The sequence below is a fragment of the Mucilaginibacter sp. P4_E8 genome (genome assembly GCF_056401495.1).
The window spans coordinates 100825-125620 of sequence record NZ_JBFUJG010000013.1; the positions used below are offsets into that span (position 1 = coordinate 100825).

Annotated in this window: 23 protein-coding genes; 14 read left to right on the forward strand and 9 right to left on the reverse strand. The window is 41.9% G+C overall.

Going from position 1 to position 24796, the window contains the following annotated elements; genetic code table 11:
• Window positions 1-23: 23 nt before the first annotated feature.
• Entirely contained in the window at window positions 24-1892 is a 1869-nt protein-coding gene (locus AC1DRQ_RS08340) for a M1 family metallopeptidase (protein WP_477423557.1), read from the forward strand.
• Between the two features lie 9 nt (window positions 1893-1901).
• Here AC1DRQ_RS08340 and AC1DRQ_RS08345 read toward each other — a convergent pair whose 3' ends face one another.
• Complete coding sequence (locus tag AC1DRQ_RS08345; RefSeq protein ID WP_477423559.1) at window positions 1902-2702, reverse strand: SDR family NAD(P)-dependent oxidoreductase; 801 nt, start codon at window positions 2700-2702, stop codon at window positions 1902-1904.
• A 418-nt stretch (window positions 2703-3120) separates the two neighbouring features.
• Here AC1DRQ_RS08345 and AC1DRQ_RS08350 point away from each other — a divergent pair, with 418 nt between their 5' ends.
• The 5 genes from AC1DRQ_RS08350 (at window position 3121) to AC1DRQ_RS08370 (ending at window position 8501) form a co-directional block, all read left to right on the forward strand.
• Entirely contained in the window at window positions 3121-4176 is a 1056-nt protein-coding gene (locus AC1DRQ_RS08350) for a sterol desaturase family protein (protein WP_477423561.1), read from the forward strand.
• Window positions 4177-4243: 67 nt separating this feature from the next.
• A complete protein-coding gene (locus tag AC1DRQ_RS08355; RefSeq protein WP_429394846.1) occupies window positions 4244-4588 on the forward strand; it encodes a winged helix-turn-helix domain-containing protein in 345 nt (114 codons plus the stop codon).
• Window positions 4589-5075: 487 nt separating this feature from the next.
• On the forward strand, window positions 5076-6722 hold the full coding sequence (locus AC1DRQ_RS08360; protein ID WP_477423563.1) for a pectate lyase family protein: 1647 nt from the start codon (window positions 5076-5078) through the stop codon (window positions 6720-6722).
• A gap of 128 nt (window positions 6723-6850) precedes the next feature.
• Window positions 6851-7993: a cytochrome-c peroxidase gene (locus AC1DRQ_RS08365; protein WP_477423564.1), complete on the forward strand. Its 1143-nt coding sequence runs from the start codon at window positions 6851-6853 to the stop codon at window positions 7991-7993.
• Window positions 7994-8003: 10 nt separating this feature from the next.
• Window positions 8004-8501, forward strand: coding sequence for a molybdopterin-dependent oxidoreductase (locus AC1DRQ_RS08370; RefSeq protein WP_477423565.1), 498 nt, complete (start codon window positions 8004-8006; stop codon window positions 8499-8501).
• 195 nt (window positions 8502-8696) lie between these two features.
• Here the strand turns inward: AC1DRQ_RS08370 and AC1DRQ_RS08375 are convergent, their stop codons facing one another.
• On the reverse strand, window positions 8697-9344 hold the full coding sequence (locus AC1DRQ_RS08375) for an ankyrin repeat domain-containing protein (RefSeq protein ID WP_477423567.1): 648 nt from the start codon (window positions 9342-9344) through the stop codon (window positions 8697-8699).
• A 266-nt stretch (window positions 9345-9610) separates the two neighbouring features.
• On the opposite strand from AC1DRQ_RS08375, the gene AC1DRQ_RS08380 reads away from it, so the two are divergent.
• Both AC1DRQ_RS08380 and lolA1 read left to right on the forward strand, forming a co-directional pair.
• Window positions 9611-12178 (forward strand): FtsK/SpoIIIE family DNA translocase, encoded by a 2568-nt coding sequence (locus AC1DRQ_RS08380; RefSeq protein WP_477423568.1) that lies wholly within the window; start codon window positions 9611-9613, stop codon window positions 12176-12178.
• Window positions 12179-12233: 55 nt separating this feature from the next.
• Complete coding sequence (gene lolA1 / locus AC1DRQ_RS08385; RefSeq protein ID WP_477423569.1) at window positions 12234-12926, forward strand: outer membrane lipoprotein periplasmic chaperone LolA1; 693 nt, start codon at window positions 12234-12236, stop codon at window positions 12924-12926.
• A gap of 178 nt (window positions 12927-13104) precedes the next feature.
• Here the strand turns inward: lolA1 and AC1DRQ_RS08390 are convergent, their stop codons facing one another.
• The 4 genes from AC1DRQ_RS08390 to AC1DRQ_RS08405 all read right to left on the reverse strand — a co-directional run bounded on the left by AC1DRQ_RS08390 (window position 13105) and on the right by AC1DRQ_RS08405 (window position 15884).
• Window positions 13105-13377: a DUF1456 family protein gene (locus AC1DRQ_RS08390; RefSeq protein WP_429394830.1), complete on the reverse strand. Its 273-nt coding sequence runs from the start codon at window positions 13375-13377 to the stop codon at window positions 13105-13107.
• Between the two features lie 20 nt (window positions 13378-13397).
• On the reverse strand, window positions 13398-14699 hold the full coding sequence (locus AC1DRQ_RS08395) for a DEAD/DEAH box helicase (RefSeq protein WP_477423572.1): 1302 nt from the start codon (window positions 14697-14699) through the stop codon (window positions 13398-13400).
• Between the two features lie 153 nt (window positions 14700-14852).
• Window positions 14853-15131, reverse strand: coding sequence for a hypothetical protein (locus AC1DRQ_RS08400; RefSeq protein WP_429394825.1), 279 nt, complete (start codon window positions 15129-15131; stop codon window positions 14853-14855).
• Between the two features lie 75 nt (window positions 15132-15206).
• Window positions 15207-15884, reverse strand: a complete 678-nt coding sequence (locus tag AC1DRQ_RS08405; protein ID WP_477423573.1) for a pseudouridine synthase — start codon at window positions 15882-15884, stop codon at window positions 15207-15209.
• Between the two features lie 136 nt (window positions 15885-16020).
• Between AC1DRQ_RS08405 and AC1DRQ_RS08410 the strand changes: the two genes are divergently transcribed.
• Window positions 16021-17172 carry an acyltransferase family protein gene (locus AC1DRQ_RS08410; protein ID WP_429394820.1) on the forward strand — a complete coding sequence of 384 codons (1152 nt, stop codon included), beginning with the start codon at window positions 16021-16023 and terminating at the stop codon, window positions 17170-17172.
• Window positions 17173-17312: 140 nt separating this feature from the next.
• Here AC1DRQ_RS08410 and rlmF read toward each other — a convergent pair whose 3' ends face one another.
• From rlmF to AC1DRQ_RS08425, 3 genes are all read right to left on the reverse strand, one after another.
• Entirely contained in the window at window positions 17313-18278 is a 966-nt protein-coding gene (rlmF, locus tag AC1DRQ_RS08415; RefSeq protein WP_477423574.1) for a 23S rRNA (adenine(1618)-N(6))-methyltransferase RlmF, read from the reverse strand.
• Between the two features lie 20 nt (window positions 18279-18298).
• On the reverse strand, window positions 18299-18769 hold the full coding sequence (locus AC1DRQ_RS08420) for a pyrophosphohydrolase domain-containing protein (protein ID WP_429394814.1): 471 nt from the start codon (window positions 18767-18769) through the stop codon (window positions 18299-18301).
• 93 nt (window positions 18770-18862) lie between these two features.
• Window positions 18863-19369 (reverse strand): hypothetical protein, encoded by a 507-nt coding sequence (locus tag AC1DRQ_RS08425; RefSeq protein WP_477423577.1) that lies wholly within the window; start codon window positions 19367-19369, stop codon window positions 18863-18865.
• 256 nt (window positions 19370-19625) lie between these two features.
• Between AC1DRQ_RS08425 and AC1DRQ_RS08430 the strand changes: the two genes are divergently transcribed.
• The 5 genes from AC1DRQ_RS08430 (at window position 19626) to AC1DRQ_RS08450 (ending at window position 24599) form a co-directional block, all read left to right on the forward strand.
• Window positions 19626-20000: a hypothetical protein gene (locus AC1DRQ_RS08430; RefSeq protein ID WP_477423578.1), complete on the forward strand. Its 375-nt coding sequence runs from the start codon at window positions 19626-19628 to the stop codon at window positions 19998-20000.
• A 236-nt stretch (window positions 20001-20236) separates the two neighbouring features.
• Complete coding sequence (locus AC1DRQ_RS08435) at window positions 20237-21676, forward strand: DUF2142 domain-containing protein (protein ID WP_477423579.1); 1440 nt, start codon at window positions 20237-20239, stop codon at window positions 21674-21676.
• A 348-nt stretch (window positions 21677-22024) separates the two neighbouring features.
• Window positions 22025-22147: a hypothetical protein gene (locus AC1DRQ_RS08440; protein ID WP_477423581.1), complete on the forward strand. Its 123-nt coding sequence runs from the start codon at window positions 22025-22027 to the stop codon at window positions 22145-22147.
• Between the two features lie 79 nt (window positions 22148-22226).
• Entirely contained in the window at window positions 22227-23399 is a 1173-nt protein-coding gene (locus tag AC1DRQ_RS08445; RefSeq protein ID WP_477423583.1) for a DUF5009 domain-containing protein, read from the forward strand.
• A gap of 33 nt (window positions 23400-23432) precedes the next feature.
• Window positions 23433-24599, forward strand: coding sequence for a glycoside hydrolase family 18 protein (locus tag AC1DRQ_RS08450; RefSeq protein WP_477423585.1), 1167 nt, complete (start codon window positions 23433-23435; stop codon window positions 24597-24599).
• Window positions 24600-24796 lie beyond the last annotated feature (197 nt).

Here is a 24796-nt window from a genome sequence, read left to right on the forward strand (position 1 = left end):
TATAACTGATATAACTTCGCTTAATGCTCAATCCTAAAAAATTACTCACTATAGTTTTATTATCAGGCAGTACGCTTTCATATGCCCAGGTTAAACTGCCAATTGCCGTTAACCTGCAAAACACCTACTTAAAAGGCACACGCACAACAGGCGGCGCGCCGGGTAAAAATTACTGGCAAAACACCGCCGATTATGCTATCAAAGTAAGTTTTAATCCGCAAAACCTAAATCTTAGCGGTACCGTAGCTATTGATTACATCAATAACAGCCCTGACACTCTTACCACAGTACAGTTTAAGTTGTATCCTAATTTATATAAAAAGGGCGTGATACGTGATATGCCTGTTGCAGCTGCCGATCTGACCGATGGTGTGCACATCCAATCCCTTAGTATTAATAACCAGCTACAGGATAGCACTAAGCGCAAAATTGACGGCACAAACATGATGTTGCATGTACAGCCCATACTACCAAAGCAGCATGTTCATTTTGATATTGCCTATGCTTACACGCTCAACAAAACATCGCATATCCGTACAGGGCAAATTGATTCAGGAGCTTTCTTTGTTGCTTATTTTTTCCCGCGGATTGCTGTTTATGATGATATTGACGGTTGGAATCAATATCCATACCTGGGTTCGCAGGAGTTTTATAACGATTTTTGCCACTTTAATGCCGAGATCACCGTACCCGGCAATTACCAGGTTTGGGCTACCGGGAACCTGAAAAATACCGATGAGGTGTACCAGCCCAAATATGCCAAGCTAATAACCCAGGCCGGCGCCAGCGATCAGGTGACCGACATTATTACCGAAGCTGATGTAAAAGCCGGCAACATTACCAAAAACAATGCTACCAATACCTGGAAGTTTGAGGCAGATAGCGTAACCGACCTGGTTTTTGCTATGAGCAAGCATTACATCTGGAAAGCATCAAGCCTGGTGGTCGACCCAAAAACCAATCGCCGTACCCGTGTCGACGCGGTATTTAACCCGGTTCATAAAGATTATTTTGAGGTGGTGAACTATGCCCGCAAAACTGTGGAGACCATGAGCTACAAATTCCCGAAATGGCCATACCCCTACCCGCACGAAACCGTTTTTGATGGCCTTGATCAGATGGAATACCCCATGATGGTTAATGATAATCCGCTTGAAGAAACTGCCGATGCCATTGAGCTTACCGACCATGAGATATTTCATACCATGTTCCCCTTTTACATGGGCACCAACGAAACCAAATACGGCTGGATGGACGAAGGCTGGGCCACCATTGCCGAGTGGCTCATCAGCCCGGTTATCGACACGAAAATTGTGGATACTTATGGCGTAGGCCCTACTGAAAACAGCGCAGGCAACGAGCAGGACGCCCCCATCATGACGCTTACTCCGCAGCTTACCGGCATAGCCAAATTTACCGATAGTTATCCTAAACCAGCCCTGGCCTATCTGTATGTAAAAGACATGCTGGGCGATGAGCTGTTTACCAAAGCGCTGCACTACTACATTAGCCAATGGCATGGCAAGCACCCCATGCCTTATGATTTTTTCAACTGTATCAACACCGGCTCAGGCACCAACCTCAACTGGTTTTGGAAAAACTGGTTTTTTGATAGCGGCGTGCCAAACCTGGCTATCAGCAAAGTAAACAGCCTGCAGCAAAAATATACGGTAACCATTACCAGCATAGGCACCAAACCTGTACCGGTAAACCTAACCGTATACTATACCGACGGCAGTAAACAACTGGTACATCAAAGCATTGCCTGCTGGGCCAATGGCAATAAATCCACCACAGTTAAATTTACGGCCATAAAACCGGTTAAACAAATGATACTGGGCACCACCTATGACCCTGATACAGATAAGAAGGATAATATCTGGCATCCCTAAATGGTGCTTTTAAGATATGGAAGCCACCCTGTAATTTAACCCGGCGGTTGTGCCGCCGGTAACATCAACAGTAACCCCCGTAATCATGCCTGCCAGATCGGATGACAGGAATACGGCGACGTTGGTTATATCTGCCATTAATGGCAGCTTTTTCAGCATAGTATCTTCTTTCATCTTTCTGATGATAGGTTCCATATCTTTAGGGTTACTGTCGATGGCTTCTTTAAACACCTTTGAATCAGGGGAGCCTCCGGAACGGATATTTACCACACGTACCCCATATACACCCAACTCCGAAGCTAAATTCCGGGAAAAGCATTCTATGGCGTAGCATGCCGGCGCGAAACCACCCGTATAAGGATAGCCTATTCCCCCGGGTGTCGCGGTAAGGGATAAAATAACCCCTGATCCTTGTTTCATCATTACCTTCCCAGCAGCTGTTGCCGTTAAGAAATGAGTTTGCATGGCAATAGTTATCGGGCGTGTAAAATCATCTGCCTTCATAGTCACCAAAGGGATACTTTGTATAACCTCAACTCCTATGGCATTAAACATGATATCTATTGTGCCTGCTTTATGTAATACCCCATCTATATGACTGTTGATTTCCTTTTCATTCAACGCGTCCACCTGATCCGCTTCGGCACTGCCACCGGAAGCAAGGACCTCATCTGCTACTTTTTTAACGGAGGAAAGATTGCGCCCGGTTAAAAATACCCTGGCACCAGCACTGGCAAGGGCTTTGGCAACTGCGCCTCCTAAGGAACCACCGGCCCCGTATATAATTGCATTTTTGTTCTGAAGTATCATCGTATTTTGATTTTATTTAATATGAAGTACCATCGCCAGACCATCCGATATAATTGACCATTGACAGGCTTTAGTCATCACTTACCATCACCCAAAGCAACACTCAATTTGGCAGCATCATTATGACGTTATTGGTTGATTATTAGGGTTATTAAAGGTAAATAATTTTGAAACTTAATAAAAAATCTATTGGCATAAGTTAGCATATGAAGGTATTTCTGCACAGAGATCGATGATGCATTTTATAGCTGGATTTTCCCTGTAGCGGATTTAGATCGGGCATTTTTTATAACCGCTAAATCAATTTAACTTGATTAATTAATTACTTTTTCCGACATTTATAAAATATTTATATGTATATACATAAATACATATTGATTACGTTATAAATTAATAAACCAATTTTAAATTTTAGCGAATGGACTTTTTAGAGGCAGTATTTAAACAATTCACAGGCTTTTTTGGCTTCGGTAATTTAATAACTATTATTAAATCAGGCGATTACGACAAACTACTTACTTATGAGGGTTTTGTAGCTGTTCTGATACCTATTATGCCGTTTTTACTGGTAATAGAAATTATACGAGGTGCGCTTTTCAAAAAGTTTAAAGTTATACACTATAAGCTAACTTTTTTCTCTTACGTTTTTAATGCTTTTATAGGCCGGGTGATAGCGATTGCCATGGTTGGCCTTTGTATTGGACTGTTTGAAAAATATGCCATTTTTAAACTCTCCTTTACCTGGTACTGGTTTATTTACGGTTATATAGTTTGGGAGTTCGGGCATTTTATATACCATTATTTAGGTCATAAAGTAAGGCTGTTCTGGTGCTTGCATTCCACCCATCATGCTCCCGAAGCAATGAATCTTTCGGTAAGTTATGCGCACTTCTTTTTGGAGGGCCCTTACGCCGATTTCATCAGAACAACTGTTTGTATTTTGCTGGGCGTTCCGCCGGCCATGTTATTTGTTATTATGTTTATCGACGGCTTTTGGGGCGGCATGATCCACATCGGCGAAAATTTGGTACAAGATGGCCGATTAGGCTTTTTAAATAAAATTATACTTACCCCGTCGCACCACCGGGTGCACCATGCCAAAAATCCACTGTACATGGATACTAACTTTTGTAATCTGCTTAATATATGGGACAAAGTATTCGGCACTTATCAGCCCGAAGACCGCAACATCCCTATTGAATATGGCATTAGCAGACCCATGATAAAAAACAGCTTTCTGGACGCTTATTTTGGCGAAATAGTGGCACTGGCAAAGGATGTGTATAGAGCCCCCGGTATAAAAAACAAATTCCTGTATCTGGTTATGCCCCCAGGGTGGAGCCATACCGGCGATCATAAAATGACCACTGTAGTAAAGAAAAAATATTTTGAAGAACTACAGCATCAGGAAATGCAACCAAAGGATCATCAAAACCTGTCCGAACCTACAAACGAACAACCTGCGTTGTCATAAACCGGCTGCATCTTTTGCATATCTGTTTTGCTTTTAATTTAAAATAGCTTTACTTTCATTACCGATAATGAGTGATCCTAAATTTAAATTAAACGGCAGGGTTTGGATAGAAACCGGCGACGAAAAGATACTTGGCCACGGGCGGGTTGAACTGCTGGAACGTATCCAGGCATCAGGCTCCATCAGGCAGGCCGCCCTGCAAATGAAAATGTCATACAAACAAGCCTGGGACCTTGTTAACCACATGAATGATCATTTTGGACAACCCTTAATAATATCACAACGTGGTGGTAAAGGTGGCGGCAATGCCGTAGTGACTGATCATGGATTAAAAGTGATCAGTCAATTTCATTTATTGAACCAAAAGCTTCAGGAGTTTTTAAAGGAAAATACCAAAACGCTAAATCTTTAAGCTCTTTATACTCAAGCTCCTTAAATAATTTCTTAAAAAGCTTAAATATCACATCTGGGAGCGTTTTACTTAGCTAATGTTAAAGCGCACATTAGCCTGCTCAAAGGTTTTGCATACGAATTTCCATATCGTATAAGATTTCTCCTTCGTCGAAATGACATTTTTATAAATATAAAAAGCGGTAATAATAAAGGCGATATGCAAGTTGTATATCGCCTTTATTATTTTAAATACACTACCCACCTCTTACTTTTTCTTCTGTCGCAAGATTGATACATGCCATGTTAATATCCTACAATACATGGAGAAAATATTATATGAAACCGATTGGCCCAGCATAGATATTTGATGTAAATATAAGCCTGACAACTGGAATATTTTAATAAAAAGGGACATCCCACGTATTTGGTGGGAGATGTTGCCTGTACATTCCGGTGAGTTCATATGGTATGTTTCTATATTTTTTTATCATCACAATTATAAACCAATGAATAAGTATTTAGCAAGCGTAGCCGCAATAGCCATGTCGCTCACCATAGCGAATAAGGCCAGCGCGCAATATCCGCGCATACCACCTGCCGTACAGGCCAAATCAGACTCGGCCCTTGACGAGGCCAAAAAACGCTCAGACGTAGCCTGGCAAAAGGCCCTACCCACTATTGAACGCGACGAGAAGAACGGCAAACCTTATGTGCCCTGGGCAAACAAACCTTCAGATCTGCCGCAGGCAAAAATAGCGGCTTTTCCGGGTGCCGAAGGCGGAGGCATGTATACAGCAGGTGGCCGTGGGGGTAAAGTATTTGTAGTAACCAGCCTGGGCGATCACGGTCCGGGTACGCTGCGCGAAGCCTGTGAGGAGGGCGGCGCACGCATTATTGTTTTCAATGTGTCGGGCATTATTAAACTTACCGAACCTATCAGTATACGTGCACCGTATATTACAATCGAAGGCCAGTCGGCTCCTGGTGATGGCATTTGTGTGGCCGGCGAATCGGTTTGGATAGATACCCATGACGTGTTGATCCGCTTTTTACGCTTCCGCAGGGGTGCTACTGATGTTGCCCGCCGCGACGACGCGCTTGGTGGCAACCCGGTAGGCAATATCATCATCGATCACGTTTCGGCCAGTTGGGGATTGGATGAAAACATGTCCATCTATCGCCATGTTTATGACCGTAAGGGCGCTAAACAGGAAAAAATGGCTACTGTGAATATTACTATCCAGAATTCGATTTTTTCTGAAGCGCTGGATACTTACAACCACGCCTTTGGCAGCACCATCGGCGGTCATAACAGCACCTTTATGCGTAACTTATGGGCCAATAACATTGCCCGTAACCCATCAGTGGGCATGAATGAAGACTTTGGTTTCTTTAACAACGTAGTATTTAACTGGTGGAACCGCAGCGCAGATGGCGGCGATAATACTTCGTTCTTCAATTTCATCAATAATTATTACAAACCAGGGCCAATCACCTCGCTGAATGAGCCAATCGGCCATCGCTTCCTGAAACCCGAAGCAGGCCGCGACCCAGCCCACAAAGGTTATTACGGTAAAGTTTATGTAAGCGGCAATATTATGGAGGGTAACGAAAAAGTAACTAAAAATAACTGGGATGGTGGTGTACAGATTGGCGATATGCCTGATGCAGGCCGATACACTGACAGCATCCGCTCAAATGAGCCTTTCCCAATAAAAAATAAAGTGACCATTATACCTACGAAAGAAGCCTACAGCTATGTTTTAACCAACGTGGGCTGCTCATTGCCAAAACGCRACCCGGTTGACCAGCGCATTATTGAGGATGTGCGCACCGGCAAGATCAAATATACCGAAGGCGGCAAACTTCATCTGGGTGCGCAGTATGTTAAAGAGCGGCTGCCCGACTCTTACAAACAAGGCATTATCAGCGACATTAGCCAGGTAGGCGGCTACCCTGAATACAAAGGCACCCCTTATAAAGACAGCGATAACGACGGCATTCCTGATGAATATGAAACTAAACATAGCCTCAATCCACATGATGCTGCAGACTCGCCTAAAATTGCAGCCAATGGCAGCGGTTACAGTAATATTGAGGTTTACCTGAATAGCCTTGTCTCTTTAAAAACGGTTGTTCCTTCAGCAAAATAGTTTTAATTGGTTATATTTTATGGTTGGTTAAGCCTGCTCCGGTTACCGGGCAGGCTTTTTTATTTCGAATACTCCGTTTTGTTATTACACAGCTAAACACAGCTCAATTTTATTAGTTAAATTTGGCCATGGTCAGCTCAAAAAACAACCGGCTATACAGCAGGCTTCCTAAAAGCCGGGTTATGCTTTGCCTGTTCGCGCTGATCATTATTTTATCGGGTTGGAGCTATTCTTCGCTCACTGTTGAAACCGGAGCTTACAATTTGGTTTATCCATCAAATTTTGGCAACCGTATTAATATTCCGGTTGATAATCCTACCACCAAACAGGGTGTTTACCTGGGGCGAATGTTGTTTTATGAACCCAAACTATCGGCCAACAATACGCTGTCATGCAGTAGTTGCCACCAGCAGGATAAAGCTTTTACAGACGGCTTAGCATTTAGCAAAGGAGTGGATAATGTATTAACCAGTCGCAATTCCATGTCGCTGGCCAATTTACTTTGGGCGCGCAAATTCTTTTGGGATGGACGAGCCATTGGTTTGGAAGAACAGGTCGTTACGCCATTAACCAATCCGCACGAAATGGGCCAGTCACTGGAAGTATCGGCACAAAAACTCCGTGAAACACCGGCATATTTGCCTCTTTTTAAGCTGGTTTATGGTGATGAGAATATTACCGGCGATCGTATTGTTAAAGCTATTGCTCAGTTTGAGCGCACCTTAATTTCGGCCAATTCGCGTTACGATCAGTATTTGCGCAAAGCTTATCAACCTACTGCCGATGAATTAAAAGGCATGGAGCTGTTCAATAATGCGCCCCAACCAGAAAAAGGCATCCGCGGTGCCAATTGCACGCATTGCCATGGCGGCGCCAAAACTTATATGGAGCTGTTTCATAACAATGGCCTGGATAGCCTACCCAAAGATGCAGGGATAGCCCAGCTAACAGGCCTACCTGCAGATCGTGGGCGGTTTAAAGTGCCAACACTGCGTAACATCGCCCTTACCGCGCCATACATGCACGATGGCAGATTTAAAACTTTAGCAGAAGTGATTGATCATTACAGCGACCATATCGAGGAATCGGCTTCCTTGAGTTCTTTTTTGCTGGGCGAATCAAATGAACCCGGCGGAAAAAGCCTGAAACTATTACTACAGGAAAAAAAGGAGCTCATCGCGTTCCTGAATATGCTTACTGATTCAGCCTTCATTAACAATCCGGACTTTGCCGACCCGCGTTTACTAACCGCAAAAAATAAAAAGCATTAAAATTACACCTATGAAAAACCAATTCCTGGCAGCCTGTATCGCTTTATTAAGTTTTACAGCTATCGCTTTCACATCGCAAGCACAAACATCTGCTATTAAAGTAAGCGGCGAAGTAAGCACACCGTTGACCATTGATGCCGCTTATCTGCAAAAGTTTGCTCAAACAACCGTTACCCGTAAAGACAGGGATGGCAAGGATCATACTTATTCGGGAGTAATAGTAGCTGACATCCTAAAAAATGCCGGCGTTACCTTAGGCCCTGATCTTAAAGGCGAAAACCTGACCAAATACCTGCTGGTGGAAGCCAGTGACGGCTACCAGGTTATCTTCGCCCTGGCCGAGCTTGATAAAGGCTATACAGACCGTACCATTATACTGGCCAACCAGGTTGACGGGAAGCCCCTGGCCCCCGGCGATGGCCCCTACCGCATCATTGTACAGGACGAAAAGAAACCTGCCCGGTGTATAAAACAGGTTACCGGTATGCAGGTGCACTTTGTGAAGTAATATATAGTTATATATTCGACTCACCCGGTCATCACTTTGTTCGACCACCCTCTCTTCGCCTTCGGCGGAAAAAGGGAATTTAGAAGTTCAATATTAAAAATTAAGAAAACATCTTTCGCCCTCTTTCCGCCGCAGGCGAAGAGAGGGCCGACAAGCGCAGCGATGTCGGGGTGAGTCTTCAGCAGGATGAAAGGATCAATCCAGGATCTCGGCAATAGCGTCAAAACCTTTTTCCCTGGCCAGATCTGCCGGTAGCTTTCCGCCTTCCATACGTACATTTATTTCGGCACCATGCTCCAGCAACAGCACCAACAGATCAATATTACCATTTTGCGCGGCAGAATGCAGTGGTGTGGCCCCGGCCTGCTGCTTTACATTTACAAGGGCCCCATGCTCAATAAGCATCATGGCAATCCTGGTATAATTGTCGGCACAGGCCGAGTGTATGGGATAAACATGAAATCCATTGTTTGAGGGTCTGTTCACGTCGGCGCCCTTTTCAACTAAATACCGTGCAACTTCTTCATGACCAAAATAACAGGCCAGTCCTAAAGGAGTAAAACCATCGCTGGCATAGTCGTCTATGGAATTGGGGTCAGATTCGATCAGGTGGGATATAACTTCTAACTTACCTGCCGCTGCGGCCTCAAACAGGCTTATATCGTTTACATAATTCAGTAGTACAGCAGTAACCGCTGGTTTTTTATAATAACAGGATAACATCAGTGGCGAAACCTGGTGGCTTGTAGGGGTGGTTGCCAGCGCAGGTGTTTGCATGAGCAAAGCTTCAAGCTTGCTTAAATCGGCAGTGGTAATATATTCCTCCAGTTTCTCTATACTCATTATTTATGTTTAAATAAATCGCATCTGTATGGGCAATGCGTTTAATAAAAACCCGTTTTACGGTAACGGTATTTGATGGTTACCAATAATACTAAAAAATTAAAAATACACCTAAATATTTGTTTAATCTGCTAACTTTATATTTCATCAATTTATGCTTTTTTTAGGGTTGATGAGCGTACATAAAATTTTATATGTTGTTTTTGCAAAGTTTACTTAGGTGAAATTTTATGTAAGTTTGCATTTAAAAGGATGTTACATCAGCGATGCCGGTAAAAGGAAATCAGTTTAAATCAAATAGTTTTAAGGACGAAAATCAGCCCCGGCAAACGGGTAAAGCTGATAAGGACCGTATTGGAAGGCAGAGGCTCCCAACAATGCCCAGATTTAATCTGGAGAATGGCCGGGCTATAAAAATAGCAGGCTTGCTCTCGCTTTTAATGTCCATCTTTTTCCTCATTGCCTTTACCTCCTACCTGTTTACCTGGCAGGAAGATCAGAGTTATATAGCAACTACCAACGGTGGCTGGCACAACCTGGCGACTGGTAAAACGGTTCAGGAAATTGCCGATAATGGCGGCAATCCGCAAATTGCTCAAAACTGGCTGGGTAAATTTGGCGCACTACTTAGCAACCAGTTTATTTATGAGTGGTTTGGGGTGGCATCGTTCCTGTTTGTTTTTATATTTTTTGTGGTAGGTTATCGCCTGCTGTTTAAAGTAAGGTTGTTTTCTATACCTAAAACGCTTGCTTATTCGCTTTTTTGCATTGTATTTATATCCGTTACCATAGCTTATTTCCATGCGTTTATTATTGATTATCCGCATTATTTAGAGGGAGGCTTTGGCTTTTGGAGCAACCGCCTGCTTGATGCCCAGATAGGCCCTGCCGGTACCGGAGGCTTATTGGTATTTGCAGCGCTTGCCGTTTTGGTAATTGCTTATAATATTGATTTTAAACTCCCGGCACGTAAAAACAAGGCAGTTGCAGAAATGGCCATGGATGATATAGTGCCCGAACCTGTTGACCTGCTTGATGAGGAACCATCTATCCCCGTTGAATGGCCCCGCGGTAACCGGGTTAAAGACAACCTGGCCAATCAGGAAAACATGGTAAGGCCCGAACCGCTTAAACAACAACCTTTTGTACAAAATCCGGTTTATCATGAGCCCGTGGTATTAACACCCAATGCATCGCACGAGCCTGAGGAAGAAACAGAGATACCGCTTACCATTGATGTGAACAGACCGTTGCCTGAGCTGAGTGTTGAAAAAAGCGATGATGATAAAGCGAAAAGCCTGGTAAGTCAGTTTGGTATTTATGACCATAGGCTCGATCTGGCCTCCTATAAATTCCCACATCTTGACCTGCTGGAGAACCACGGATCCAACAAGATCTCTGTTAATGCAGAAGAACTGGAAGCCAACAAGAACAAAATTGTTGAAACGCTGAACCATTATAATATCGAGATAGATAAGATCAAGGCTACTATTGGGCCAACGGTTACACTTTACGAGATCATCCCGGCACCGGGTGTGCGGATCTCCAAGATCAAGAACCTGGAAGATGATATCGCGCTGAGTTTGGCCGCTTTGGGTATCCGTATCATTGCGCCTATGCCGGGTAAGGGAACCATCGGTATTGAGGTACCTAATCAGAACCCCGAAATGGTTTCGATGCGATCCATCCTATCTACCGAAAAATTCCAGAACACCACCATGGACCTGCCCATCGCCTTGGGTAAAACCATATCGAACGAGGTATTTATTGCCGATTTGGCCAAGATGCCTCACTTACTGGTTGCAGGTGCTACCGGTCAGGGTAAATCGGTTGGTATTAATGCTATATTGGTTTCGCTGTTGTTTAAAAAACACCCTGCCGAACTAAAGTTTGTTTTGGTTGATCCTAAAAAAGTGGAGCTTACGCTTTTCCGCAAGATTGAAAGACACTTTTTGGCTAAACTGCCAGATGAGGCCGACGCCATTATTACGGATACTAAAAAAGTGGTGAACACCCTCAACTCCTTGTGTATTGAGATGGATCAGCGTTATGACCTGCTGAAAGATGCTCAGGTACGTAATCTGAAAGAGTATAATGCCAAATTTGTTAACCGTAAAATAAGTGACCCGGAGAAACACCGCTACCTGCCATTCATTGTTCTGGTGATAGATGAGTTTGCCGATTTAATGATGACTGCCGGCAAAGAGGTGGAAATGCCGATAGCCCGTATTGCCCAGCTGGCCCGTGCGGTGGGTATCCACCTGGTTATCGCTACACAAAGGCCGTCGGTTAATATCATTACAGGTACTATTAAAGCCAACTTCCCATCAAGACTGGCGTTTAGGGTGCTGTCAAAGATCGACTCCCGTACCATACTGGATGCCGGCGGTGCTGATCAATTGATTGGTCGCGGGGATATGTTGTTTTCAACCGGCAGTGATCTGATACGCCTGCAATGCGCCTTTGTGGATACGCCTGAGGTTGAAGCTATATCGAACTTTATTGGCGAACAGCGCGGTTATCCTACCGCTATGCTCCTGCCTGAATATGTAGGCGAAGGCGAAACCAGCAGCGCCAAAGAATATGATCCTGATGACCGCGATCCGATGTTTGAAGAAGCTGCCCGTTTAATTGTAATGCACCAACAGGGTTCTACCTCGCTCATTCAACGTAAAATGAAACTGGGTTATAATCGTGCCGGTCGTATTATTGACCAGCTGGAGGCCGCCGGTATTGTGGGCGCGTTTGAAGGCAGCAAGGCCCGCGATGTTTTATACCCCGATGAATACAGCCTGGAAAGGTATCTGGAAACGCTTCAAAAACCTAAAGATTAAACCTATTACTATTTATTTGCTCTAAACCAGTAACTATTAACAGTAATAGTTATTGATGAAAAAACTACCAATGAAAAAGATATTTTTATATACCGTTTTAGCTATAAGCACCTGCAGCACCGCTTTCGCTCAAAAAGATACACAAGCCAAAGCTATATTGAACCAGGTAAGCCAGAAATACAAATCGTACGATGCGATAAAAACAGATTTTACTTTTACTTTGGATAATCAACAAGCCGGTGTTAAAGAAACCCAAAGCGGTACTTTAATTTCCAAAGCCAAAGCGGGTAAATATAAAGTTACCCTTTATACTTCAGCGGCGACTAAAGATGTAGACAAGGAGATTATCAGTGATGGTAAAAGCCAGTGGACCTATCTTAAAAAAGATAAGGAAGTACAAGTAAGTGAAGCAGCCAAAGGTGGGGATGGAATTAATAACCCTTCTCAAATTTTCACCATTTATGAACGTGGTTACAAGTACCTGTACACCGGCGAGCAAAAGCTGGGCGGCAAAGTGTACCAGGCCATTGACCTTACTCCTGAAAATGCCAAACAAAATATTTTTAAAGTACGTCTGCTGATCGATAAAGTAAAAAAACAGATCTACAGTGCGCAGCTGTTTGACAAGAACGGCAATAAATACAACTATACAGTAAGCAGTTTTACCCCTAATGCACAGGTAGCCGATAACGTATTTGCCTGGGATGCCAAAGCTCATCCGGGTGTTGAGTTGGTGGATTTAAGGTAATTTCACATTAAATATCAAACAAAAAGAGCGATGGGTTAAACCATCGCTCTTTTTGTTTGATATTACTGTCATGCTGAACTTGTTTCAGCATCCCACAGGGCAAGTAGCCGCTATGTTGAACACCCCTACATGTGAGATGCCGAAACAAGTTCGGCATGACGAACTGTTTTAAACAAACCTATTTAGCTTCAGGCTTAGGCCCCTTATCTTCCGACTTTGAAGCTCGCTTATCAGGCATTGGGCCGCGTTTATAAATGATAAGGCCGTTCAGAAAATTACGAAGGATCTGATCGCCGCAGGGTTTAAAGTTGGGGTGATCATCAGCGCGGAATATGGCGCCCAATTCGGTTTTGGTGATCCTGAAATTTGCCAGTTCTAAAACCTTTATAATATCATCATCGGTAAACTTCATAGCTACCCTAAGCTTCTTCATGATATCATTATTGCTCATGCTATTTGTATTTAATTATATTATATGGAGATATCTATTTTAACTTTTTTGTTTTTGATCTTTTCACCTTTTATCAGCTGAACAGCGCGTTCAATGTGGTTACGCTTTACAGCCGCGTATGATGAATGATCCAACACTTCAATCAGGCCAACATCTTCTTTAGCAAGTTCGCCTTTTTTAAGCAGCAGACCCACAATATCAATTTTATTCACCTTATCCTTTTTACCTGCGGCTATATATAGCGTGGCCCATGGTGATAGTTGCGGGATCACCGGGTTTTCGGGCAGTTGCTCAATCTCCGGCATCTCCCTCAAATAAGCTGGCTTTTCATCTGGCGACAATATGAGATACGAGGTACCTTTGGCGTGCATCCGGGCTGTGCGACCGTTACGGTGCAGGTAAGCTTCTTCATTATGTGGCAGCTGGTAATGCACCACATGCCCAATCTCCGGAATATCCAACCCGCGCGACGCCAGGTCTGTAGTGATCAGTAAGCGATGGCTTCCATTCCTAAACTTCAATAAAGCCCGCTCACGGTCATCCTGCTCCATGCCTCCATGAAATATATCGTGCGGCAGGCCGCGGTCATACAACAAATCACTGATACGCTCAACCGCTTCACGGTGATTGCAGAAAACGAGCGTAGCCTCATCCCCTATTTTACAGATCAGGGCAAACAGTGCGTCGAGTTTATCAGCGGCTTCGGCTATTACAGCCTTTTGCTTAATATCGGGCGCTGATGCAGCATTGGTCAAATAATCCAGTTCGATAGGTTTGGTTATGCCAGTAAAATCAGGGATCTCCTGCATTTTGGTGGCTGATGTAAGCATGCGCTTTTTAATGGCCGGCATTTGCTTAATAATGTAAGCCATATCCTCCTGAAAACCAAATTCAAGGGCCTTATCAAACTCGTCCAATACCAGTGTATGGATAGTATCGGTACTAAAACTATAACGGCGTAAATGATGGGCTATGCGGCCCGGGGTGCCAATTAAAACAGCCGGCGGCTGCGACAGGTTGTTCCGCTCAATTTTTACCGGGTGACCACCATAACAGCAATTTACCTTAAAACCAGTACCCATAGTTCTGAAAACCTGCTCAATTTGTAAAGCCAGCTCACGCGATGGCACCATGATGAGCGCCTGTACTGTTGGAATACTGGGATCAAGCAGCCCAAGTAATGGTAATAAAAAACCAAGCGTTTTACCCGAACCTGTTGGTGAAAGCAGTATTACATCGCTTTTTTTAGCCGCGGTGATAGCAACTTGCTGCATTTCGTTAAGAGCATTTATTTTGAGGTTCAGGAGCGCTTGCTTTATCATTATCAATGTTGGAATGTGCGCAAAGATAAGGTAAATAAAGCGGGGCTTTAAATTTTGTCATCCTGAGCGGCAGCGAAGGATCTAATTAGTGAACTGCCTATGTTTTATAATAGATGCTTCACTGCGTTCAGCATGACAAAATAGCGGGTCTAATCAGCCCTTGTGGCCCTCCAGTTTGTGTTGAGTTTTATCCTGTATATATTTGGCTATTTCGGCTGCCTGCTTATGTGTAAGGTCACCGAAACCTGTATATTCCCATTCGCGCATATCGTCATCAAAAACAATATCTCCCAAATCTACCGCACCCTCACTTAGTTTAAACACACCTGTTATATATAAAGCACCACCGGGTATGGCTTGGTTTACCGGCTTAATGGCGATAGAACGTTGACCATCAGCGGTATATAAATTATAATCTACCGGCTTATTCATATCTTCAAGTATTAGTTCCTTACAATACAACCAAATTTCGTTTTTGTTTAATTTATTACACTAAAAACGAAGTACTTACCAGTTCATAATTTGCATTACACGCATAAATTCAGGCTGTAAACCGGCATCAATATGAACATTGTTACCAGTAATCGGATGAGTAAATGACAGTTGGGATGCATGCAGCAACATTGTTTCCATTTGCCAGGTTTCTTTGAACAGTTTGTTCTGTTTGTTGCAGCCATGGGTACGGTCGCCAATAATGGGGTGAAATATATGGCTGAAATGTTTACGCAGCTGATGCATACGGCCGGTAGCAGGTACGGCCTCCACCAGCGAATACCGGGAAGTGGCATGACTCCCAAAAGCAATATCAAGCTCGGCCCGTTTTAGGGTGGTGTATTTAGTAAAGGCATCCTGCAGGGTACCGTTTTCCTTGCGCAGAGGGTAATCAATATCTTCCTGATCGGGTGTGTGCCCCCGTACTATGGCCAGGTACTTTTTATGTACCTGATTTTCCATAAACTGTTGCTGCATGGCTATCTCCGTTTGTTTATCCAGCGCAAACAACAATATACCGCCCGTTTTACGGTCAATACGATGCACCGGATTCACTTTTTGACCAATCTGGTCGCGCAGTAACTGCAATGCAAATTCAGATGCGTCAGCCGCTATCGGCGACCGGTGTACCAGCAGCCCGTGGGGTTTATTGATAGCGATGAGGTGTTCATCGCGGTATATGATCTCTAACATTGCAGTGCTATTCCAAAACGCGAAGTTACAACCCTTCGTAACAATTTTATTTTATAAAGTATGATTGACTAAAAAAAATATTTTAAATAGGGTGCTTTTTATATCTTTAGTTCATCACTAAATCTTTTTAAAAAAAATGACCACAGCAACAAGCACATCCGCAGGCAATACCGCGCCTGATGATATTAACACAGCGCCAACGCGCTTATTTTCATTAGATGCCCTGCGTGGGTTTGATATGTTTTGGATAATGGGCGGCGAAGAGATTTTTCACACGCTGGCAAAAGCTACCGGTTCGCCATTCTGGGGTTCCATAGCTAATCAGTTTACCCACCCCGACTGGAATGGTTTTCATCTTTACGATCTGATATTTCCGTTGTTCCTTTTCATGGCCGGGGTATCAACGCCATTTTCGGTTGGCCGCGAACTGGAGAAAGGCAAAAGTAAACAGCAACTAACCATAAGAGTTATAAAAAGGGCCGCCATACTGGTATTACTTGGCCTGGTGGTGAACAATGGTTTAAATATTATGCCTATATCAGAGATACGTTTTGCCAGTGTGCTGGGCCGTATCGGGATAGCCTACATGTTTGCCAATATTATATACCTGTACAGCAGTGAACGTATGCAAATGGTATGGTTCTGGTTTTTTATCATTGGTTACTGGCTGCTGTTGAAATTTACATCAGCACCTGGTTTTGCTCCAGGCGATTTAACCATGCAAGGCAATTTTGCCTCTTATATGGACCGTATCCTGTTACCGGGTAAACTGTATTTAGGCATCCATGATCCCGAAGGATTGTTCTCCACCATTCCGGCCATCAGCACGGGTTTGCTTGGTATATTAACTGGCTCGCTGTTAAAAAAGACTGGTTTAAAACAAATCCGTAAGGTATCCATAATGGCAGTTACCGGTGTAATTTTTCTAATTATTGCTCAAATATGGAACCTCGATTTCCCCATCAATAAAAACCTTTGGAGCAGCTCGTTCGTAATGCAGGTGGGTGGGATAAGCCTGTTGTTGATGGCCCTCTTTTATTATATAATTGATGTGCTGGGCTATAAAAAATGGGCGTTTTTCTTCAAGGTTATCGGTATGAACTCCATACTGATCTATATATCAGGTCATTTTATTAAATGGCAATATACTACCAATGGCTTTTTCGGCTGGATAGGTCAGCTGGTTGGTGATCCATACAATATTGTGGTAATGGCTGTTTGCTTTATCATGGTAAAATGGCTTTTCCTGTATTACCTGTACCAGAAAAAGACGTTTTTACGCGTGTAAACGGGGATTTTGTCTGAACCGGGATTAAACAGATTTTTTGGATGACAGGACTACTTATTTTGAATGATAAAATTATTATAATCAGAATTAAAGAAATCATAGTAATCCCATAATCTAATTAATCTCGGTTCAGACAAATTTTACTGCCAGCGTTTTTGAGCCCATTGTTGTTGCTCTTCGGGCGAAAGGAATGTCCATGTCATGATACGGCTCACCTTTTGCCCCTGCAGCATGTTGATAGTTTGCACCTCGGTTGCACCGGCCTTTTGCAAAGCATTATATAAAACACGAAGATTTTCTTTTTTAGATACCAATGAACTAAACCATAAACATTGTTTTGCAAACCGGGTACTTTGGGTGGCCATCAGCTTTAAAAAGGAAGCCTCACCACCGGGATACCATAGCTCGGCGTTTTGACCGCCAAAATTCAATACAGGTTCTTTATCTGTTTTTAACCCCAGGTTGTTCCATTTGCGACGAGAACCTTCGGCAGCTTCTTTAACTGAAGCATGGAATGGCGGGTTGCAAATAGTAAGATCAAACACCTCCCCGGGTTTTATAGCGAATATGAAAATATCCGCCCGGTGTTTCTGCAGGCGCAACTCAATTGCATCCTTCAAATTATCATTTTTGCTGATGATATTTTGCGCAGATTCGATAGCTGCAGGATCAATATCAGTCCCTATAAAACTCCAGCCATATTCCTGGTAACCGATAATAGGGTAAACACAGTTAGCGCCCACCCCAATATCCAATACCAAAACCTGTTTACCTTTAGGGATCATGTTACCGTTAGCCGCAGCCAACAGATCGGCCACGTAATGCACATAATCAGCCCGGCCGGGAATAGGCGGACATAAAAAACCGGCAGGTATGTCCCAATAGCCTATGTTATAATGATGCTTTAACAAAGCCCTGTTCAGTATTTTTACCGCATCGGGATCAGCAAAATTGATGGTTTGGTTGCCATATTCATTCACAGCAACAAATGGCCTCAATTGTGGTGTAGCCTTTAACAGCGCTTTAAAATCATAACCCATACGATGACGGTTACGCGGATGCATGGTTGTTTTAACTTCGGGGTTATTGGGGGTTGATGCTGGCAAGTAATATGGTTTTAATATAATTATCCTACAATACTGCCCAAATCGGCAGGCGAATAGTTTATAGATTTCAAGGTTTTATTATCAGTGGTGCGATAAACCAGGAACAGGCCGTCAATTTCTTTATAGTGCGACTCAGTTCCGGCTGTATTGCGGTAATGCTCAATAGTTTGGTTAGCCTCTTCAATGGTTTTGCAGGCTTTGCTCATATTGGAGCGGTGCACTTCATCAAACAGTTCCTTAAACTTTTCGCCTAAACCAAACTCCAGTACCGCACCTGATAGTACATATTGCAGATCACAAAGGGCATCGGCTATTTCAACCAGGTTATTATCATCAACGGCTTGTTGCAGTTCTTTCAACTCCTCGGCCAGCAGGGCTATGCGCAGGTCACAACGCTCCTTTGAGGGAATTACCGGAGCAGCTATAATAGGATGTTTAAAGGTGCTGTGAAATTCAGCTACCTGGTTTAATGAATTTAAATCTTTGATCATGGTATTTTACGGCATGTAGTAAGCGTTGCTAAGTTATAAATTAACCCAAATGCTTTCAAAAAATCATTGATCTTTATAAAATATTTGCGCTTACTATGGTACATATTGCTGGGTTATATTTGTTATAACCCCCTTTGAGATACTTAAAATGAACGGATAAGCATCCCTGCCTTTCATGCTCATCAATTCATTTAAACTGCCATTACGCATTCCTATGGGATTGCTGTTAAAATCAACCAGTTTTATAACTACAGCGGATGAAACGGGTAGTTTACGCAGTTTTTTATTATCGTTAACAATATAATAATCGTTATAAACAAAGTAGGTAAGTTTACCGTTGGCCCCGGTATCAACCGCAGCATCACCGCGTTTTTTAGCAACTTGTATCGCTTTATCGCCCCTGTAAAACGCTATATAATCTGCAGTGCACATCCATTGTCCGTTTTGTTGCTGTTGCACGTTTTTAATATAAGCAAACTGCTGCAGATTGTTACCTGTATCTGCCACAGCTGGCCGTGCATGTATGTTAGGTGGTTGCGTAGTGGTTTTTCTGCCCGGTTTATTTGTGCGCTGGTTTTGATTACAAGATGAAGTAACCATAACAATAAAGAGAATTATTACAAAACAATATGTTTTCATAAATTTAGCTGCAGGCATATACGTAATACACAATTAATATTTAAAATGTTGATATTAGAGCCTTAAAAATGAGCAGAATAGATTCGTTTTTTATTAACAACCTCTTAACATTGAAGCGAACTGTTAACATAAACATAATATTAAAAACACAATTTATTAACCTAACTTTGCATCGAAAAATAAATTCAAAATACTTCTGAATTTTCCTATCCGCAACATGAAGAACAATAAAAATAAAACCGCAGTTAAGGAAGCCCGTAAAGCCCTTAAAAAACAATTGAACGATAAACTGTTTGCTCAGATAAAAACTATTGTAAGTGAATTTGAGGCTGATTCAAAAAAGGTAGGTAAAGCCATTGAAAAAGCTTCAAAAAACCTGGCAAAAATACTTTCGGCAAAAATAAACACAGATGGTGATGCTCCTGCTGCAGCTGTAAAGGTAGTAAAAGATAAAAAGCAAAATGCTGAATCTGCTGATAAAACAGTTGTTGCACCGGCAGCAAAAACCGCAGCAGACAAAAAACCTGCAGTTGCTCCATCAAAAACAATTAAGGCAGCAAGCAAAACAACTGCTAAAAAGCCGGTTGCTTAATAAGCAAAAAGCGCCCGGGACAAAATTTTGTTCTGGCAAAACAGATAAGGGCTTTCAAGGCTTTTATCTGTTTTAAACACCCGGGCAAAATGTGCGGTATAAGCAAGTAGTTGAATTTTACCAGTTGATTATTAATTATAATCAGTACCGTTCTTAAACCCGATATCCCATTTACATTTATAGCCGGCATATTAGTTTAATATAATTAGTTTTGCTTTTTATACTAAAACTACCTGATGTTTAAATTTGAGGCTATATACTTAAAGCTCCATAAACACTTACATTATATATACCTGTTGTATGCTATACCTATGGTTTACCTGGCTGCAACAATAACTCCTCCCTTTCAAAACCCTGATGAACCAAATCACTTTTTAAGAGGTGAACAGATATCCAGATTTGATATTGTCCCGGTTTTTATACGCGATAACGGAAATGTATCCATCAGGAGCGATTCCGTATTCACAGACCCAAGAATAATATACCCGGATAAAGGTGGCTTTGCTACCGATAAAGGTATTTTAGATGCTGAACAGGCGTTTTCATCAATTCAATTTCACCCGCAAGCTAAAATATCCGCACGTTTAACAGATAGTACTAAAAGTATTAAATGGGGAACAGGTATTGGTTATAAAAATTTCGGCAATACTGTTATTTATCCCCCGGTTGTTTATGCAATGCCTGCTATAGGTATAGCAGCAGGTAAATTATTCCATTTATCAGTAATAAAAACACTATATCTTTCCAGGATACTTAATGGCATATTTTCCATAACTCTTTGTTTTTTTGCTTTGCTATTGGCCAAACGCAGTAATATCTTAATGTTTATTGTGCTACTTTTTCCAATGACCATTGCATTATTTGCCTCCGTAAGTCAGGATGCTATTGTAATAAGCTGTGCTTTTCTTCTGGTTGCCATTATTGACAATGCAGAATTTGGCAATAAAACTTATTCCAAGCGGCAGGTGTATGCCATGATCATTCTCATGAGTATAATTGGTATTGCCAAACCTCCTTATGTGCTGTTTACCTTTATCTTTTTATTTTTAAAATTGAATAGAAAAACAAAAGCGACTGGGGTAATTGTTCCTATACTTAGCATACTGATTTGGCTTGTTATTAACCATGTTAATTTTGCAATAAAATTTGCTCCGCCCGAACTAAGAATTAATGCACAATTACAGGTTTTACACATCATTCATCATCCTTTTAAATTCATTGGTTTGTTTTTTCAGTTTGATAAGGGAGGACTTATTAACTGTTTCGATTCATTTGTTGGAATATTAGGCTGGCTCGATCTGGCATTTTCAACCAATTATTATCATATAGCTTATATTACCCTTTTTGCAGGCTTTGTTATTGGCTTAAGTTCTTCCTGGAAAGATAATATCCAGTTAAAAACCGGTTTATTGTTATGCGCTTTTATTACGTTAATAGCTGTTTTAACAGCCCAATATGTTACCTGGACAGCGCTGGAAGCAACTTCGCTGAGCGGTATGCAAGGCAGGTATCTTTTACCTATATTCCCTTTTCTTGCATTGGCTGTAAGCAATGCAGTAAAATATGAAAAATTTGCACGTATAAGAGAGGTCCTTTTCCTGGCCATATTGTTGTTCCCTATATTTACCGCGGTTACTATAATTGAGGGATTAATTAACAGATATTATCTGGGTTAATTAAACATTCAAATATTATAAAAGCTGTCACTAAAAAGGCCTCCTCTCTTATTACTTAAAGTGCAACAAAGCAAAACGTAGCTAACCAGCAGCGTTTTTCATAAAAATTGATCCTTTAGTTTAGTGAAATAGATTATATGTCATAGAACATACAATGAAAAACTATTCCTATAAATTACTGTTGCATTGCTTTTTGCTCCTCGTAGTGGTAATGTAGGGCTTGATTAATATAATGCACCAACTTTACCTTTTAGTTTTGTTAACAACCCAAAAAACAAAATAGCCAAACTTAAAATTACAGACATACAGTATAAACAGTAATCATAATTGCTCTAATTATTAATAATTATGATTAACGGGGAGAAGCGCGATAGCTATCAGGATATTGACCAGTTATTTAAAAGAAACTTTGTATTTACAGCACACCATGAACACCTGAATACATTATATAATGCTATATTAAAGGTTTGATACAGCAGCAGTAAGCTGTGATCATAAATAAATAAAATGAACCATACCTATTCATATTTCACAATTTAAAATCCTTTAAATGCAACAATTACCCAAGCGCCTTTTATCAATTGATGTGTTACGCGCCATAACCATGTTATTAATGATATTTGTTAATGACGCCAGTGGCGTAAAACACATCCCGGCTTGGATTGATCATGCCGAAGGCAGGGCCGATGCCATGGGATTTGCAGATACCATATTCCCCGCGTTTTTATTCATCGTAGGTTTATCACTTCCCTTCGCCATAAAAAACAGGATGAGTAAAGGCGATTCGTTCATCTCCATTTTAATTTACATACTTACCAGGAGTGCCGCACTGATCATCATGGGATTTTTTCATGTGAACCTGGAGAGCTACAGTACAGCCGCCATACTTCCTAAGGCGCTTTGGGCCATATTGATCACTATTGCCTTTTTCCTGATATGGCTTGATTATCCCGAAACCCTGAGCAAAGCAAAAAGATATACACTGATGGGGCTTGGAGTTGCCCTGCTTGTTGTGATGGCTATAATATATAAAGGCGGCGACGCCTTTGACCCAAGATGGATGCGCCCTTCATGGTGGGGGATATTAGGTATCATTGGCTGGGCCTATTTAATATGTGCCGTAGTTTACCTGTTGGCTAAAGGAAAACTGAACGTGCTTGTTCCGGTATTGGTGCTGTTTGTAGCCATAAACATAGCCAGGCATACAGGTATTATTCCTAAAAAGATATGGCTCATAGGCGATGCATCATCCATAACCTTAACTATGGGAGGTATCATGATATCTGAAATATATGCGCGCCTGGTTTCGCTTGGTAAAACCCAGCGGATATGGATAATTTTTGGACTTACCGGTGTACTCCTTATTGTATTGGGCCTGCTTATCCGTCCGTATACACAGGGTATCTCCAAAATTCGCTCCACCCCTGCTTGGATCTTCATTTGCAGCGGCATAACTGTACTGGTATTTGAGCTCATGATATACCTGGTTGATGTTAAGGGCAAAAAAAACTGGTTCAAAATTATATGGCCTGCGGGTACCAGTACACTTACGTGTTATTTGATGCCTTACTTCCAGGTTTTCCTGCTCATGCTGTTCCATATTAACTACCCTTCGGTTTTTAATTCGGGCATCATTGGTCTGGCGCGTTCCATGGCTACGGCATTTATACTGATAGCGTTGGTTGGACTAATGGAAAAAAAGAGGATCAGATTAAAAATTTGATAAATAAACCTATACACACCTAAACTTATCCAAATGAATAATTTTAAATTTTTAAACCGGGTTACCCGGACAAGGGCAATGCTTTGCTTATTGACATTTATATTACCTGCTTTTACACTACAAGCGCAAAAAGTAGTAAAAAAGCAAAAATATGTGATCATTGGTTACGTTGGTGGTTACAAGGGAGTTGCCGACATGAGCATGGTGAACCCCGAAAAGCTAACCCATATTAATTATGCCTTTATTAACGTAAAAAACAACCGGGCATTTTTAAGTCATGAAAAAACCGATACCACCAACTTCAGAAACTTAGTGCTCCTTAAAAAGAGAAATCCGGCACTCAAGATCCTGATATCCATAGGCGGGTGGACCTGGAGCAGAAATTTTTCGGATGCTGTGCTTACTGATACCGCCCGCGAAGCTTTTGCCGCCAGCGCGGTTGCCCTCATTAAAAAATATGATCTTGATGATATTGACATTGATTGGGAATATCCCGATCTGGCTGGTAACGCCGGCAATATTCACCGTAAGGACGACAAGGAGAACTATACGCTGATGTTTAAATCATTACGGCATGACCTGGATATATTGGAAAAACAAACCAATAAAAAACTGTTGCTTACCGCGGCAGTAGGTGGCTTTAAACGTTTTTTAGAGCACACCGAAATGGATAAAGTACAACAATACCTTGATTATATAAACCTCATGACCTATGATTACTTCCAGGATGGGGCAGGCATTGCCGTTCATCATACAAACCTATATGCATCCAAAAAATATCAAACAGAAAATTATGCCGATAAAGCAGTATCTGATTTTGTAGCCGCCGGTGTACCTGCCAGCAAACTGGTACTGGGTGTGGCTTTCTACGGCAGATCCGTAATGGTTTTGGATATTGCACAAAACGGACTGGGCATGAAACTGGGCGAAAATGTGCATGTGGGTGGCTATACGCTGATAAAAGATAGTCTCACCAACCGTAATGGCTTTAAATATTACCGCGATTACAACGCTGAGGCTCCTTATTTATTCAATGCTGTTACTAAACAGTTCATCTCTTACGATGATGAATGGTCAATAAAAGCCAAGTGTCGCTACCTGGTAAAGCATCATTTGGCCGGGGTTATGTTTTGGGAATATGCCGACGATAAAAAAGAATACCTGTTGAACGAGATTGATGCAAGGTTGAAAACGAAATAAGTTTTTCTCTGAAATAACAGTAATAAAAAAAAGCGTCATTGCCTTTAGATTAGCTTCAACAAAATAATATAGGTTATTATTATTGTTGAAGCTTTCTTTTTGCTTCTTTTTCTTTGTTAATAACCTTGATTTTTGTGGAAAAAGTTAACAACGGTAAGGGTTCATTATCGTCATTGCCAGGCTTAAAGGCCTATGCC

Bases quoted from the DNA above. Each gene is read 5' to 3' on its own strand.
- AC1DRQ_RS08365 (WP_477423564.1), top strand. From the start codon at position 6,851: ATGGTCAGCTCAAAAAACAACCGGCTATACAGCAGGCTTCCTAAAAGC.
- lolA1 (WP_477423569.1), top strand. From the start codon at position 12,234: ATGAAAAAACTACCAATGAAAAAGATATTTTTATATACCGTTTTAGCT.
- AC1DRQ_RS08430 (WP_477423578.1), top strand. From the start codon at position 19,626: ATGAAGAACAATAAAAATAAAACCGCAGTTAAGGAAGCCCGTAAAGCC.
- AC1DRQ_RS08355 (WP_429394846.1), top strand. From the start codon at position 4,244: ATGAGTGATCCTAAATTTAAATTAAACGGCAGGGTTTGGATAGAAACC.
- AC1DRQ_RS08380 (WP_477423568.1), top strand. From the start codon at position 9,611: ATGCCGGTAAAAGGAAATCAGTTTAAATCAAATAGTTTTAAGGACGAA.
- AC1DRQ_RS08420 (WP_429394814.1), bottom strand. From the start codon at position 18,769: ATGATCAAAGATTTAAATTCATTAAACCAGGTAGCTGAATTTCACAGC.
- AC1DRQ_RS08435 (WP_477423579.1), top strand. From the start codon at position 20,237: ATGTTTAAATTTGAGGCTATATACTTAAAGCTCCATAAACACTTACAT.
- AC1DRQ_RS08395 (WP_477423572.1), bottom strand. From the start codon at position 14,699: ATGATAAAGCAAGCGCTCCTGAACCTCAAAATAAATGCTCTTAACGAA.
- AC1DRQ_RS08440 (WP_477423581.1), top strand. From the start codon at position 22,025: ATGATTAACGGGGAGAAGCGCGATAGCTATCAGGATATTGACCAGTTA.
- AC1DRQ_RS08410 (WP_429394820.1), top strand. From the start codon at position 16,021: ATGACCACAGCAACAAGCACATCCGCAGGCAATACCGCGCCTGATGAT.
- AC1DRQ_RS08375 (WP_477423567.1), bottom strand. From the start codon at position 9,344: ATGAGTATAGAGAAACTGGAGGAATATATTACCACTGCCGATTTAAGC.
- AC1DRQ_RS08350 (WP_477423561.1), top strand. From the start codon at position 3,121: ATGGACTTTTTAGAGGCAGTATTTAAACAATTCACAGGCTTTTTTGGC.
- AC1DRQ_RS08390 (WP_429394830.1), bottom strand. From the start codon at position 13,377: ATGAGCAATAATGATATCATGAAGAAGCTTAGGGTAGCTATGAAGTTT.
- AC1DRQ_RS08345 (WP_477423559.1), bottom strand. From the start codon at position 2,702: ATGATACTTCAGAACAAAAATGCAATTATATACGGGGCCGGTGGTTCC.
- AC1DRQ_RS08405 (WP_477423573.1), bottom strand. From the start codon at position 15,884: ATGTTAGAGATCATATACCGCGATGAACACCTCATCGCTATCAATAAA.
- AC1DRQ_RS08425 (WP_477423577.1), bottom strand. From the start codon at position 19,369: ATGGTTACTTCATCTTGTAATCAAAACCAGCGCACAAATAAACCGGGC.
- AC1DRQ_RS08340 (WP_477423557.1), top strand. From the start codon at position 24: ATGCTCAATCCTAAAAAATTACTCACTATAGTTTTATTATCAGGCAGT.
- AC1DRQ_RS08370 (WP_477423565.1), top strand. From the start codon at position 8,004: ATGAAAAACCAATTCCTGGCAGCCTGTATCGCTTTATTAAGTTTTACA.
- AC1DRQ_RS08450 (WP_477423585.1), top strand. From the start codon at position 23,433: ATGAATAATTTTAAATTTTTAAACCGGGTTACCCGGACAAGGGCAATG.
- AC1DRQ_RS08445 (WP_477423583.1), top strand. From the start codon at position 22,227: ATGCAACAATTACCCAAGCGCCTTTTATCAATTGATGTGTTACGCGCC.
- AC1DRQ_RS08400 (WP_429394825.1), bottom strand. From the start codon at position 15,131: ATGAATAAGCCGGTAGATTATAATTTATATACCGCTGATGGTCAACGT.